Here is a 14,810-nt window from a genome sequence, read left to right as displayed (position 1 = left end):
AATTTTGTGCAGGTTTGTGCACACAAAGAGGTGTTTTTGTGCAATCTGAAGGCTTATTTTTTTAGCTCAGGATAACTAAGACGGGTATGATATATTGTTTTCAGTTTCTCAATGAGTACTGTTTTTGCATAAGCAATATCGCGGAATGTGATTGGGCATTCTTTGAAATAGCCCTCTTCCACCTGAGCATCAATAAGCCGGTTTACGAGTTCTCTAATAGTCTTTTCTGTATAATCGGGTAGGGAACGTGATGCAGCTTCTACGGTGTCGGCCATCATCAAAATGGCCTGCTCTTTCGTGAATGGGTTAGGACCAGGATAGGTGAAAAGCAGGTCGTCGACCGCATCGTTTGGGTGAGCATTCTTATATTGTACGTAGAAATATTTTGTTTTGCCCAATCCATGATGAGTTGTAATAAAGTCCTTGATGATGTCTGGGAGATTATATTTCTCAGCCAGTTTAATACCTTCCGTTACGTGACTGATAATCATCTGTGCGCTGTCAATTGATCCCATTTTCTCATGGGGATTAACACCCGATTGGTTTTCTGTGAAGTAGATAGGATTAATAATCTTACCAATATCGTGATAGTAAGCACCAGTACGTACCAACTGACTCTTTCCTCCTATTTTATTGGCAATCTCTGCGGCGAGGTTACCAACCTGAATAGAGTGCTGGAATGTGCCAGGAGCTACTTCACTCATCTTTCGGAGCAGTGTCTTGTTCATATCCGAAAGTTCGATGAGTGTAATGTTTGACGTAAAGCCAAAAGCTTTTTCTATCAAATAAAGCAAGGGGTAGGAGCAGAACAATAAAACACCATTGATGGCTATGTAGTTATATTCGCTATAACTGATTTTTGTTAGGTCATTATTGCGTATCCAGTCAAGTGACAGGTTTGATAATCCTGCCGCAAAAGTTACAAAAACTGCAGTCCAGAACAGTTGTGAACGGCTTGACAGTTCTCTCAGCGAGAAGATGGCTGTGAGCCCTGCAACTAATTCTACAGCAATAAATTCCAATGGGTATTGTAGGAAACTGGCACAAATCATCACCATGGTGGCGTGCGCAACGAAGGCGGTTCGAGAGTCCATGAACACTCGTATGAAAATGGGCACCATTGCAAATGGCAGGATATAGATATGCAGAACATTATGTTTAACCATCATCGATGCTATAATGACAAAGATGATGATTAGGGCGTACAACATAGCGGTGGAACGTATCTTCTCAAAATAGTCTTTGCGGAAAAGTGTCAGATATACGGTGAAACAGGTTATCAGGATAAACACATATAGAATCTGTCCCATGATGGTAAGGCTGATTCGTTCGTTTCCTTCTTCACGTCTCTGCATTTCTTTTTCAAACGATTGGAGGATATTGTAAGTCTTGGTGTCAACAATATCGCCTCGGTCAATGATTTTCTGACCTCGCTGTACAAGTCCGCTTGCCAGAGCAATACTATTATGCAAGTCATTGAGACTGGCTTCGCTGCGTTCCTTGTCGTAAATCAAGTTGGGTGTGATGTAGTCGTTAAGATTACACTTTTGTAAGATCTCTCTATGTGCAGCCAAAGTTTGGTCAAGGAAAATCTGTTCATAAGCAGAGATGACAGAATGGACTTTTGTAATCTGTATGCTGACAGCATTTTTGCCATTGACGATACGGATAACCTGTGAGGTGTCTTTTGTAAGCCGAGCATATTCAGAGCTGTTCATGATACCTTGTGTGTAAATAGCACGAAGACGGTTGGCTATGATGCTGATATAGTCGTTGGGTAGTCCAGGTATACCGTCACTATAATCTTTGGCAAACTCACGCAGTTGCTTGCCAACAATCTCGCTGTTGAAGGTATAGTAGGGCTCGTATTGCTTCATCAGACTATCGCGCTCTGCTTTTACAGCTTCGTCACTTTTGTAGATTGGAAAATCGAAGGGGGCTTTCAAATCTGCGTAGGTCCAGGGCTTTCCTTTTTCAATCCTGAATGTATTATGGGTGCTACGAGGCATCAGCCATACGATGATGGCTACAGTAACTATTATTAGTCCTGTACGGATGAGAAAATCACGCCAACTAGTGTCGTTTTTGAGGTTAAAACTACTCATTTCTACGTATTTATATGTATTTATGGTTGCAAAAATACAAAAATAAAATTAAATTTCGTACCTTTGCAGGCAAATTTAAGAAAAAGTATGTCAGAAAGAAGAGTAAGGGTGCGTTTTGCACCAAGTCCTACGGGAGCTTTGCATATCGGTGGTGTGCGTACCGCCTTGTATAATTATCTGTTTGCCAAGCAGCATGGTGGTGATCTGGTGTTCCGTATTGAGGATACGGATTCAAATCGTTTCGTGCCTGGTGCCGAGGAATATATCATCGAGTCGTTCAAGTGGTTAGGAATCAAGTTTGACGAAGGCGTGTCGTTCGGAGGTGATAAGGGTCCGTACCGCCAGAGTGAGCGCCGCGATATCTATAAGAAATATGTTCAGCAGTTATTGGATGCTGACAAGGCTTATATTGCATTTGATACCCCAGAGGAATTGGAGGCCAAACGTGCTGAGATCCAGAATTTCCAATATGACAGTCATACCCGTGGTCAGATGCGTAATTCGCTGACGCTGACTAAAGAAGAGGTTGAACTGCTGATTGCTGATGGCAAACAGTATGTGGTTCGCTTTAAGATTGACGCTGGACAGGAAGTATTGGTGAACGACCTTATACGTGGTGAAGTGCGAGTAAAAACAGATATTCTCGACGATAAAGTGCTCTATAAGAGTGCAGACCAGTTGCCCACTTACCATTTGGCCAATATCGTTGACGACCATCTGATGGAAATCTCACATGTCATCCGCGGTGAGGAGTGGTTGCCGAGTGCACCCCTGCATGTGCTTCTTTATAAGGCTTTTGGCTGGGAGGATACAATGCCACAGTTTGCTCATCTCCCTTTGCTTTTGAAGCCCGATGGTAAGGGGAAACTCTCGAAGCGTGACGGCGACCGTCTAGGCTTCCCCGTATTCCCCTTGTTGTGGAAGGATCCGAAGAGCGGCGAGACTTCTCGTGGTTATCGTGAGGATGGTTATTTCCCTGAGGCAGTCATCAACTTCCTTGCTTTGTTAGGTTGGAATCCTGGAACTGAACAAGAGATATTTTCCCTCGACGAGCTTGTTCCACTTTTCGATATCAGTAAGTGTTCTAAGGCTGGTGCTAAGTTTGCTTTCGAGAAGGCTGTCTGGTTTAATCATGAGTATATCCTCAAGAAATCGAACGAGGAAATTGCAGCGCTCTTCGAGCCAATCGTTAAAGAGCATTGTCCCAATGAGACCTCAGAGCGTATCCTTCAGGTCACATCGATGATGAAGGATCGTGTTTCGTTTGTCAAAGAACTCTGGCCACTCTGCTCGTTCTTCTTCGTTGCTCCTACTGAGTATGATGAGAAGACTGCCAAGAAACGCTGGAAGGAAGACTCAGCACAGGTGATGACAGAGCTTATCGGAGTTCTCGAAGGAATTGATGATTTCTCTTTGGAGAATCAGGAGCAGATTGTTCATGCTTGGGTTGAGCAGAAAGAGTATAAACTTGGAAATGTGATGAATGCCTGGCGCCTGACACTCGTTGGCGAGGGTAAAGGACCCGGCATGTTTGACATCTCAGCCTTCCTTGGCAAGGAAGAGACTATTGCAAGAATGCGTCGTGCTATAGAAGTACTTGGATAATGTATAATATCGTCATTTATCTATATCTCTTGGGTGTTGCCGTCTACAGCCGTTTCAATGAGAAGGTTCGTAAGATGTGGCGCGGAGAGCGTGATGCCTTTCGTATTCTGAGAGAACAGGTTGACCCCAATGCGAAGTATGTATGGTTTCATGCTGCGTCGCTGGGAGAATTTGAGCAGGGACGTCCTCTGATGGAGCAGTTGCGTAGGGAGCATCCTGAGTATAAGATATTGCTGACCTTCTTCTCGCCATCAGGCTATGAGGTTCGTAAGAACTATGAAGGAGCAGACATTATCACTTATCTGCCACTCGACACGATTACAAATGCTCGTCGTTTCCTGCGTACCATTCGTCCTGTCATGGCATTCTTCATCAAGTACGAATTCTGGTATAACTACCTTCATATTCTGAAGCATAGACATGTACCTGTCTATAGCGTGTCGAGCATCTTCCGTCCCGACCAGGTGTTCTTTAAGTGGTATGGTCGCCAGTATTCTCGTGTGCTGAAGTGCTTTACGCATTTCTATGTTCAGAACGAAGTCAGCAAGGAATTGTTGGCAAAGATTGGCATTACTGATGTTACGGTGGTAGGCGATACCCGCTTCGATCGTGTCCTTCAGATTAAGGAGGCTGCCAAGCAGTTACCAGTAGTTGAGGCGTTTATAGGAGTGAAGAGTGAAAACTCTTCTAAGGTTTTTGTGGCAGGGAGCAGTTGGCTGCCTGATGAGGAGATATTTATTAAGTACTTCCTAGACAAGTTGGGTGACAAAGCCGAACGCAATGGATATAATGACTGGAAATTGATTATTGCTCCTCATGTGATTGGCGAGGAGCATTTGCAGCAGATAGAGAAACTGCTTGAAGGTCGTCGTGTAATCCGTTATACAGAAGCCACAGAAGAGAATGTGCGTGATGCTGAGGTTTTGATTATCAATTGTTTCGGTCTGCTGTCAAGCATTTACCATTATGGTGATGTGGCTTATGTCGGAGGAGGCTTTGGTGTAGGTATACACAATCTGCTGGAGGCAGCTGTTTGGGATATACCCGTGTTCTTTGGTCCAAACAACCAGAAGTTCCAGGAAGCACAAGGCTTGAAGACAAGTGGTGGTTTTGAAATTTGCGACTATGCGCAGTTTGAGCAGCAGATGAACCGATTGACTTCTGATGCTTCTTATCTGATGGAACAAGGCGATAAAGCCGGACAATTCGTCAAGGGGCAGGCCGGTGCGACAGGAAAGGTACTAAGTAGTGTTAGTCCTCTGTAACTATCAGGTGATTCACACCACTGGGGTGTATCGTTCCGTGCTTCCTCATATAACCGATTAACAAGTCGGATGTATGTACATTAAGTGAATTATACGAGCAGTTAAGTAATGGCTGGCATATGCTGGCCACATAACTGTTTGTGATTACCTTGTATGTTCTGTTTAGGTCTAATTTCTTGCCGTCGAGTGTCATAACCTTGATGTGCTTCAGCCTGTCTTTCTTCTTGTCTTTCTTGTCGATAGAGGCTTTGCAGACAACACCTCCAACGCGTGGCAGATGATACAGAGAACCGCGACCGTATGTGTTAAGCAGTCTTGTGATTTCTTCTCCTGTCAGATGCATCTCGACAGCTTCGTTGTTAAAAGGATCCATCGACAAGACATCTCGCATGGTGATATCGCCAGCTGGCAGAGAGTCAATGCGTACACCGCCATTGTTCACAATGCAGATTTCTCCCTTGGTTTCTTCGATAAAGGCGTCACACATCATGAAGGTCAGTTCGTCTCTTTCCTTGAAGGATCTGTCGGCCTTTGCTATAACCTGCTCATAATAGGGATTCTTGTTAAAGTACTGTACCATAGCGTCTACTAACAGATTCTTCTGTGTAGAGCATTTCACGGGGATATATTCTGCCTTTTTATCTGTTACACGTCCGTTATTGATGGTTAAGGTAATATGAGTAGCCATCGATAGTTTGTTCTTGTTCTGGGTGATTAGCACGCCATTGTGTAAAGGCTCATCGGCAGAGAGTTGAGTATGGGTGTGACCTCCGATAATCAAATCAATCCATGGATATAGATTGGCCATCTTGACGTCTTCGGCATAGCCGATGTGCGATAGGAGTATCGTAGCATCACACTGGTGGCTAAAGTCTTCATACTGGGTAATTGTCTCTGTTGGAAGTGAGAACTTGATACCTTCCACATTATCGGGATGTGTATCGGGGTGTCCTTGGCTGTTTACCTGTACCAAGCCGATAATGCCAACCTTCATGCCGTCTACGTCGAAGACCTGGGTAGGGACGATGTGCAGTCCGGCCTCGTCGGGTGAAGAGATGTTGGCGCAGATATAACTGAAGTTGGAATAACCCATGAGTGGCGCTAACGAGTGAACGTCGAAGTCGTGATTGCCAAGTGTCGTGGCATTAAAACCCACCTGATTCATCAAGGCCACGATGGGGTATGAAGAAATTTCATACGCATCGTTGATGGGATTGCCTGTCCTGTTATCGCCAGCCGAGAGAATTAGTAATGATGGGTAGAGTGTTCGAAGACTGTCAGCGATGCCCGCCAATTGGGGAAAGGCGTCGATGTTGGCATGCATGTCGTTGGTGGCGAGTATATGTATTTCTTGTTTTTGTCCGTAACAGACGCTGGTCAGAAGTATCACCAGTCCTAAAAGCAAATCTTTTTTCCTCATTTTTATCCTATATAACAAAGATATTAAAGTCTATTGGTTGTTAATCGAATGCAAAGATACAGATATTTTTCTTATTTACAAAATTAATTCGTATCTTTGTGCCCGTATCGATTTCAAATAGGTGTGACATACTTAACTGATGAAATATATGTGGATGATAATCTTTATGGTGCTGCCTATCGTGGCTTTGGCTTATGTGGCTTGGCATGTATGGATGGTGCTCCCTTTTACTGCTCTCTGGAAATCGCTGGTCATTGCTGCTGGTGTGTTCTGTTTTGCAATGCTGTTTATGAACTTCGCGCGTAAGTTTGATACCTGTCCGTTGCCTGTGGCTCAGGCGGTCTATGATATTGGTACGTCGTCTATCTTTGTGTTGCTCTATATGGTGATGCTTTTCCTGGTGCTCGACCTTGGCCGGCTATTCCATCTGGTTCCGAGAACTTTCTTGTTTCATAGCGGCCATGCCTCGCTCGCCATCTTTGTCCTGCTGTTTGGCATCTTCTTGTATGGCCATCTTCATTATAATAATAAGGTGCGCGTGCCTTTAGAGCTGAAATCGTCAAAGCCTCTGCCTCGTGAGTATAAGGTTGTCATGGCCTCCGACTTCCATATTGGCTACCATAACACGCGAAAAGAGCTGGCCCGTTGGGTGGATATGATTAATAGCGAGCATCCTGACTTTATCCTAATTGCAGGCGACATTATTGATGGCAGCATGCGCCCTTTGAAAGAAGAACGGATGTACGAGGAGTTCCTGAGATTGGAGGCACCAGTCTATGCCTGTTTGGGTAACCATGAGTTCTATGCAGGACATCCTGAAGCCAAGCAGTTCTATAAAGATGCGGGTATCCGTCTGTTGATCGATGAGGCTGCTGTTATCGACAGTAGTATCGTCATCGTAGGGCGTGACGACCGTACTAACATGCATCGCAAATCTGTTAAGAGGCTTGTTCCCGATCGAAGCAAATATATTATAGTGCTCGATCATCAGCCTTACGACCTCAATCTCAGTGAAGAAGCTGGTGTAGACTTTCAACTCAGTGGTCATACCCATCGCGGACAGGTATGGCCTATCTCCTGGATTACAGATCATGTATACGAATGCTCCTGGGGTAGCCATCAGCGCGGCCAGACTCAATTCTATGTCTCTTCGGGCATAGGCATCTGGGGCGGTAGATTCCGCATTGGTACCCAGAGCGAATATGTGGTAGCTACTCTTCGTTCAAATAATATTTAGAATATTCCACGTAATGCTTGGCGTTGTCGGTCTGTCCTGGACGCACGGGTTTGATGTACTTGGCTGGCACGCCACCCCAGATTTCACCAGCGGGAATCTTCGTGTTCTGGAGTACTAGAGCCCCTGCGGCTACAATGCTGCCTTCGCCGATCTCGCATCCGTCGAGCAGAGTAGAGCCCATGCCGATGAGTGCGTTGTCGTGGATGGTGCAGGCATGAACGGTGACGTTATGCCCGATAGTGACGTAGTTGCCGATGTGTGTGGGACCTGTCTCATGGGTCACGTGAACACAACTCCCGTCCTGTATGTTTGTGCAGTTGCCAATCGTAATTGGAGCCACGTCGCCTCTGACGACGGCGTTGAACCAAACAGAACACTCGTCGCCCATCGTTACATCGCCCACAATCGTGGCGTTCTCGCTGAAATAGCAGTCCTTGCCCCATTTGGGTGCCAGACCGCGATAACTCTTAATTAATGCCATAACTGGTTGCAAAGTTAAGCATTATTTTCGAGTAATCGTTATTTTTACGTCTAAAACATGCTCTATCATCTCAATGGTCTGTTCAAGATTGTCAGAGTCGAAATCGGCCGTCAGATGCTTGCTGGTGTCGTCGGCTGTCAGCTTGACGTGGTAATGCTTGCCCAGCACCTTAAGAACTTCAGGCAGTGGCGTGTTGTCGAAGTGGAAATGTCGAGGCTGTGGAGCCGTGATGGTCGAGGGTTGTACGACTTTTGCGCCATCGGTGGGGTGGGGAAGCAGCCCTGTAGTGTAGGCGGCATAGGCTCCAGCGAGCAGCAGGATTGTGAACGAGGCGGCTGCGCCCACCTTGCACCAGAGTGGGATGACCTTTGCTGGTGAGACTCTGCGGATTGCCTGTCTGGTGTCGAATTTCCCCGTCTGATAGTGACGGAGCACGAATTTGAGTGATTTGTCTTTTATCTCTTTCATAGGTTTAATAATATGTCTTGGTAATCCATTCTGTTTCTGTAACATTATATCCGCCCATGATACCAACACCGTTAAGGATGTTGGATGGGGTGGGCGTTAGCAGGGAGAAACCGCTCTGCGCCAATTCGTTGTTCTCTACGTCGTTAAGGGCTTTTACGTAGCGGTAGAGTTCTGGCGTGATGTGGTAAAGCTGCACTTGATAGCGCATGAGGAACTCATAGTGAGACACGGTGGCGTTAGTCGCAACATTCAAGTGTAGCGTGTATGTCTGACCGTTGATGGAAGCATCGCTGAAGATGTAGAACTCCCTGAAGAAGTCGCTGTCAAATCCGAAGTTATCGTCCATCTCGCTTATTGGATTTAGCAATGGCTCGTCTTCGTTGTTGATGATGGGGTAGCTGTAGGCGGAGTCCTGTAGCTCCATGTGCCATTCTGCTTCTGGATACTTCTCCTGATGGCTCAGGTAGTCGGCATAGGCGCCTCTTCCATTACCAAGTGACCAACGGGTTTGATAGTAGTCTATCTCACCATTTTCGTCGTAGATAGGATTGGCTTGTCCGTAGGCGTAGCCCTTATAGTTGATGGCTCTGACCCTGACAGCGTAGTAGTCTGTGGTCTCTTGTGGGTCGCTAAAGGTGGCCGTCAGTTGGTCGTAGGTTTCGAAACGGGCTTGACTATGGCTATATACACTGACCCTTTTCAGTCCGTCGATTCTGATAGGTATGACATTTGGGACGATAGCCTCCGACTTAACACCTTCAAAGCCCTCAGCTGTCACTTCGAGTGTTATGATGTCGCCCACCTTCTGAGGGCCGCAGGCATAGTACAGTCCAGGAATCTGCTGGGCGATTTCACGCTGTTGGTCGTTCACCTTATATATAATATGGGCATTTCCGATGGTAAGGCCCTCGTCTGCATGCGAATGCTTGCCGACGGGAATGGTGCGCCCTACTCTTATCCATGTGGTGTCGGCTGTGGAGGGATAACAGCTGACGTTGAGTTTCTGTGGCTCGTTGAGATTGGCGATGTCGAATTCGTCTTTGCAGGCGTAGAACGACAAAATAGTGAATACGGCTACAACGTATGTTGACAGATGCTTTTTCTTCATGATCTCTTAGAATTTGATGGTGTAACTGAATGATGGTACGATGGGTACGAAGCCTTTCGACTTGATACGGATAGTGCCGTCGTCTTTGATTTTCGCTTCTGTCCACATGGTGTTGATGTGACAGTAAGCATTGTAGAGCGACAGGTTCCAGATGCGTTGGTGACCGTGCTTCGTTGTGTGATAGAAGTTGAACCCGAGGTCGAGTCGGTGATAGGCAGGCAGCGTAGTGTTATTGGGCCGCTCATAGATAAATCCGCGTTGCATGATATCGCCATTGCCAAAGAAGAAGGTCTTCATGTCAGCAGACTCGATGGCGGGCAGCGATGGAAATTCGACGTATTGAGTCGGCAGCGTCATCTTATTGCCGCTATGTAGAGTCCATGCAGCAAACATCTCCGTCTTCTTGCTGAGCTTGAAACGTCCTGTCAGGTTCAGTTTGTGACGGTTGTCAAACTTGTCGTAATACCAGTCATCATAGAACTTGTCAAACTTCCGTTTGTTCCATGAAAGGGTATAGGCTGCGTCGAGCTGAATCTTCTGCGTATGATAGCTTACATCTGCCTCGATGCCATAGAACACACCTTTGCCGTCGATGACCTCGTTCTCCCATGAGGTTGCAGGAGGTTGCAGTCCTGACCAGCTTGAGTATTGGAGCAGGTGCTTTGTTGCCTTGTAGTAGCCTTCAATAGAGGCAGTCCACTGTTTGCCAAACTGGGTGTAGAGTCCTGCAGCCCATTGGTGGGAACGCATGGGCTGCAGGCTGGCCGTGGTGGGTACCCAGTAGTCGGTAGGCATCTCTAAGAAAGAGTTGGTTATCTTGTGAATGTACTGGGTCATCATGGTGTAGCTGGCCTTGGCCGACAGATAAGAGGTTATCTGGTATTTTACTGCCAGACGCGGGTCGATGTAGGAGAATGTCTTACCCTGAGTGGTGAAGAACGATAGGTTTACACCGCCGTTGAGGCTCCAGCGCTTGCTGAGGGAAATCTGGTCTTCGACATAAAAGTTCAGTTCGTGAGAGGTATGATGATTGCTGCTACTCTTGCTGATGGTGTCACTCTCTTCCTGCACGCCGTTATAGTTTAGCAGTTTTTTGGTCTGCGGACGGAAAAGATGGAGTGTGTGGTTATTGCCGAAACGAATGTGATGACGGGGTGAAGGACGGAAGTCTGCCTCTGCTCTATATCCGATATCGTCGATGGTAGAGCGGGTCTCGTTCTCATGGTGGGTTATCTCTATGGGTATGTTGCTATTGGATGCGTAACGATAGTCATCGCGACGGTGGATGTTAGCCCGATTGTGGGTGTAGATGGCTGTCAGGTTGGTCATCAGTTTTGGTGAAGGTTGGTAGTTCCAGTTCAAGGCAGCGTTCAGATTGCCCCATCTCAGGCGATTTTTTGTCAGTTCTATGTCAGTGCCGCCATTGGACATTTTCCAGTCAGCCTCGTATTTGGTGCTGAGGGCATCGCGTCCTGAATAGAGACTCAGACTCAAACGCGACTGGTCGTTCAGAATGTGCGTCAACTTGGCATTCAGGTCGTGGAAGTTGTAGTTAAGACCGATTTTCTCTTCTTTCGATATCCTTCTTTGTAGAAAGAAGGCAGGCTCCGACAGCAGGTCGAGCCATGAACGGCGAAGACCGATGTTCAGTGAGGTCTTGCCTTTCTGGATGGGACCGTCGAACTGTACTCCTCCGTCAAGAAGGCCGATGCGATAGGAGCCATGCCACTCCTGCATGTTACCGTCGTTGGTACGCACGTCGACCACACTCGACAGTCGTCCACCATAGCGGGCAGGAAAGCCACTCTTGTAGAAATCGACGTTTTTCACCATATCGGTGTTAAACGAGGAGAAAAGTCCCATGGAGTGATTAATCTGGTAGAGCGGAGAACCATCGAGCAGAATAAGATTCTCATCGTTATTACCACCATGAACGTAGAGACCAGATGCTAACTCAACGCCTTCCTGTACGCCACTGATGCGCTGGAGTGTTTTCACCACGTCTGGCGAAGAGAACAGAGCGAACTCGGTCTTGATGTCAGTCTGCGACAGAGAGCGCTTTCCCATTTGGGTGCCGATGACTGGTGAGTTCAAGTCACCTGTAACGACGACCTCGCCTAGTTTGGTATTGCCGTCAAGCTTGATTTCGAGAGCCTGATGATGGGTGAGCTTGAGCTTAATGGTCTGTTCCGTAAAACCGACATAGGAGATGCGAAGCAGATGTTCGCCTTCTGGCAGGGTGAGTGAGAAGAATCCATACTCGTTGCTCATTGTGCCCTGTCGGGTAGTCAAGTCGTAAATGGTAGCATTGATGAGCGTCTCGCCGATGGAGTCTCTTACATGTCCACTCAGAGTGAAACGTCTGGTCGATTTATGAGCTGTCTCCTTGAATAGCATCACGTACTTGCCGCTCAGTTGGAAACTGATACCTGAGCCCTCGAGAAGAGTTTTTAGGGCTTTTGAAAGTGAGAGCCCTTTCAATTCTGGGCCATTGTAGTTCTGACCCACGTTGAGGCTTGCGTCGTAGACGAAGTTTACGCCTGTGGTTTCATGTAGTCGATCCATCTGCTGACGGATAGTGGTAGTTGCTGTCTGTGCTCCTGCTGTTAGCGACAGAAGGAACAATAGTGTGATTATTAATTGTCTCATATTGTATCTGTGTTAGAATACTAGACCTGCACTTAGCTGGAGATGGTGTAGGGTGTGTCTCATTTTATCGTTCTGTTCGTCGATTATGATGATTTTTTCACTATCTATGTAGCTGAAATCGAAACTATTGAAGTGCCATTTGTATTTCAGTTGTTGCATGTGGTATCCTATCTTCAGGTCAAGCCGTTTCTTACTGCCGAGGCTGAAGCTTTTGCCTATACCAAGGTTAAACATTAGTCCGTCGACACCTTTGCCTGAAGTGTTTTCGGCATTAGTAAATGTCCAGCCAAGTTCGGAATACAGATAGGTATGGGGTCTTGAACTCCAAGGTTTATAGTGCAGGGTGGCGAAGAGGGGAAACTGCCACATCTCTTGTGTGAATGAACGGCCGATGCCGAGTCCTGCGCCGATGCTCATGTGGCGGTTCAAATCATAAAGTTCATAAAGCATCAGTGTATTGCCGCCGTATTCGAAATTGTCGAGTCTTGACTCGTTATAAGTCTCTTCGTAGTCTTTCATACCTTTGTAGATAAGCTGCTCGTCGACAAATTCGAAATCTGCTATGCGCCCTTTCGCCCAATCATGACGGTACAACTCTTGTTGATAGCGCAGGTCTATTTCGAAATGCCAGCGTCGTGGCTTTTGTTCTGTCTGTGCTTGTGTGGTAATACTTGACATAAGCATCATGGTGATCATGATGAGAAGCGGAGTCAGGACCGTACTGGTCCCAGTAGTGATTTTAATTTCTTTCATTTGGGTTCTTGCTTTTTCTGCTATGACGCAGGAAATAAAGCTTCCCCCCATCCTGATAGTGTTAAACAAGGTTAAGGAGATAGAAATAGTCGCCAGACTTCTTACGCAGAAACCGTAAAGCCTTGCTGACCTGATGCTCTACGGTCTTTTCGCTGATGTGAAGCTCTTCTGCTATTTCATGGTATTTCATCCCGTCTTGTTTCGCCATCAGGAAGATTTCTCTGCATCGCTCTGGCAGTGAGTCTATGGCTGTCCAGAGTTCTGCTTCGTGCAAACTTCGCTCGGCGGCTTCTTCATCACTGATGACTCCTTCAAGGTCGGTGGGTTGGATGTCGGTGGCTTGTGGGAATTTTCGACGGAGGTGGTCTATGCAGGTATTTCTAACGGTTGCATATAGCCATGCTTTCTCGTTAGCTACAGGCTCTTTCTCTATCAGTCTTACAAAGCATTCCTGCACTAAGTCTTCCACCACGTCAGTATCATTGACATAGTGTAGTGCGTACAGACATAGTGGCCTATAGTAATAAAGAAAGAGTTGTTTGATATCCATGAAAACACAAAAAAAGAGCAGCATGGGTGCACCATGCTGCCCTTTTATATAGTATTAATTAGAGGTTTGCGTTGTCCTTACCCCAGTCCTCAACAGCGGGGATGATGCCAAGTGAGATAATCTCATCGCGCATCTTCTGCAAGTGCTCGTAAGAAGCCTGCAATGCAGCCATCTCCTCAGCAGTACCCTCGGGCTGAGTGAAGTGAACACCGTCCTTGTCGATAACGGTAGGCATAGCCATCATTACGTTCTTGAAGCCGTAAGCGTTTACATAGCAACCAGCAGGCCACTTGAAGGGCTCACCGCCCATAGCACCCTCGATCATCTTGACAGCCTGATAAGCAGGGCTCTGGAATGAAGAACGTCCACGGAGCTTGATGATGTTGCTACCACCCTGTGTAGTCATGTGCTTGATCTCTTCCCAACGCTCAGCAGAGAGTGAGAGCTCTGAGAGAGGCTTGCCATCGATGAGAGCCTTGCTGGCGAATACTGCCATCTGCTCACCGTGACCACCGTAAGTGTAAGCGTTTGTAACCTTGTCCTGCTGTACACCGAACTCCTGAGCCAGCTGCTGCTGCAGACGGGTAGAGTCGAGAGCTGCCAGAGAGGTCAGCTGGTTGGGCTTCAAACCTGAGTGGATCAGAGCTGTCAGGGCTGTTACGTCAGCGGGGTTGAAGATAACAACCACATGCTTCACGTCAGGACAGTACTTCTTGATGTTCTCACCGAAGTCGGCTGCAATCTGGCAGTTGCCCTTCAGCAGGTCCTCACGGGTCATACCCTCCTTACGTGGGGCACCACCTGAAGAGATGATGTACTTAGCACCAGTGAAAGCCTCTTTAGGATCAACAGTATAAGAGATGTTTGCACCAGGGAAAGCGCAGTGACACATCTCATCGTAAACACCATGAACACCTGGCTCATAGATATCATACAAACAAATGTTTGGAGTAAGGCCGAGCATCAGCACGCTCTGCACCATGTTTGAACCGATCATACCGCCTGCACCGACGATAACCAGTTTCTCGTTTGTTAAGAATGCCATAATTGTATAATTATAATTTGAATGAATACTCAAAAAAGTGCTGCAAAGTTACAAAAAAAACGCCATATTCAGTCTCTTTTTACTATTAATCTTCGTTAATCAGTTGAATCTCTAACTATTTCTT

General features: G+C 46.6%; 12 protein-coding genes. 3 read left to right on the top strand and 9 right to left on the bottom strand.

Annotated features, from left to right (window positions below; all coding sequences use genetic code 11):
- Positions 1–53: 53 nt before the first annotated feature.
- Positions 54–2,105 carry an HD family phosphohydrolase gene (locus BMX82_RS12545; RefSeq protein WP_036909929.1) on the bottom strand — a complete coding sequence of 684 codons (2,052 nt, stop codon included), beginning with the start codon at positions 2,103–2,105 and terminating at the stop codon, positions 54–56.
- Positions 2,106–2,192: 87 nt separating this feature from the next.
- Between BMX82_RS12545 and gltX the strand changes: the two genes are divergently transcribed.
- Positions 2,193–3,710, top strand: a complete 1,518-nt coding sequence (gene gltX, locus BMX82_RS12540) for a glutamate--tRNA ligase (protein WP_091769418.1) — start codon at positions 2,193–2,195, stop codon at positions 3,708–3,710.
- Positions 3,710–4,975, top strand: a complete 1,266-nt coding sequence (locus BMX82_RS12535) for a 3-deoxy-D-manno-octulosonic acid transferase (protein ID WP_091769415.1) — start codon at positions 3,710–3,712, stop codon at positions 4,973–4,975. Before gltX ends, BMX82_RS12535 begins: the two co-directional genes overlap by 1 nt.
- Here the strand turns inward: BMX82_RS12535 and BMX82_RS12530 are convergent.
- Positions 4,962–6,395, bottom strand: coding sequence for a bifunctional metallophosphatase/5'-nucleotidase (locus tag BMX82_RS12530; protein ID WP_091769412.1), 1,434 nt, complete (start codon positions 6,393–6,395; stop codon positions 4,962–4,964). The genes BMX82_RS12535 and BMX82_RS12530 overlap by 14 nt on opposite strands.
- A 139-nt stretch (positions 6,396–6,534) precedes the next feature.
- Between BMX82_RS12530 and BMX82_RS12525 the strand changes: the two genes are divergently transcribed.
- The gene (locus BMX82_RS12525; RefSeq protein ID WP_177172103.1) at positions 6,535–7,632 is read left to right on the top strand and encodes a metallophosphoesterase; all 1,098 of its coding nucleotides are present in this window, start codon (positions 6,535–6,537) and stop codon (positions 7,630–7,632) included.
- Here the strand turns inward: BMX82_RS12525 and BMX82_RS12520 are convergent.
- From BMX82_RS12520 to BMX82_RS12490, 7 genes are all read right to left on the bottom strand, one after another.
- Positions 7,607–8,113: a gamma carbonic anhydrase family protein gene (locus tag BMX82_RS12520; protein WP_036909923.1), complete on the bottom strand. Its 507-nt coding sequence runs from the start codon at positions 8,111–8,113 to the stop codon at positions 7,607–7,609. The genes BMX82_RS12525 and BMX82_RS12520 overlap by 26 nt on opposite strands.
- A gap of 21 nt (positions 8,114–8,134) precedes the next feature.
- On the bottom strand, positions 8,135–8,581 hold the full coding sequence (locus tag BMX82_RS12515) for a FecR domain-containing protein (RefSeq protein WP_177172102.1): 447 nt from the start codon (positions 8,579–8,581) through the stop codon (positions 8,135–8,137).
- A gap of 4 nt (positions 8,582–8,585) precedes the next feature.
- Positions 8,586–9,689, bottom strand: a complete 1,104-nt coding sequence (locus BMX82_RS12510) for a DUF4249 domain-containing protein (RefSeq protein WP_091769406.1) — start codon at positions 9,687–9,689, stop codon at positions 8,586–8,588.
- A gap of 6 nt (positions 9,690–9,695) precedes the next feature.
- On the bottom strand, positions 9,696–12,338 hold the full coding sequence (locus BMX82_RS12505) for a TonB-dependent receptor (protein WP_091769404.1): 2,643 nt from the start codon (positions 12,336–12,338) through the stop codon (positions 9,696–9,698).
- A gap of 12 nt (positions 12,339–12,350) precedes the next feature.
- Entirely contained in the window at positions 12,351–13,091 is a 741-nt protein-coding gene (locus BMX82_RS12500) for a hypothetical protein (RefSeq protein WP_091769401.1), read from the bottom strand.
- 61 nt (positions 13,092–13,152) lie between these two features.
- Entirely contained in the window at positions 13,153–13,641 is a 489-nt protein-coding gene (locus tag BMX82_RS12495; RefSeq protein ID WP_036909911.1) for an RNA polymerase sigma-70 factor, read from the bottom strand.
- 58 nt (positions 13,642–13,699) lie between these two features.
- Positions 13,700–14,686 (bottom strand): malate dehydrogenase, encoded by a 987-nt coding sequence (locus BMX82_RS12490; RefSeq protein ID WP_091769399.1) that lies wholly within the window; start codon positions 14,684–14,686, stop codon positions 13,700–13,702.
- Between the last annotated feature and the right edge of the window lie 124 nt (positions 14,687–14,810).

Source organism: Prevotella sp. khp7, assembly GCF_900109055.1.
Taxonomy (GTDB): Bacteria; Bacteroidota; Bacteroidia; order Bacteroidales; family Bacteroidaceae; genus Prevotella.
The sequence above is the reverse complement of the archived record's forward strand: the minus strand, read 5'-3'. Positions and strand labels throughout refer to the sequence as shown.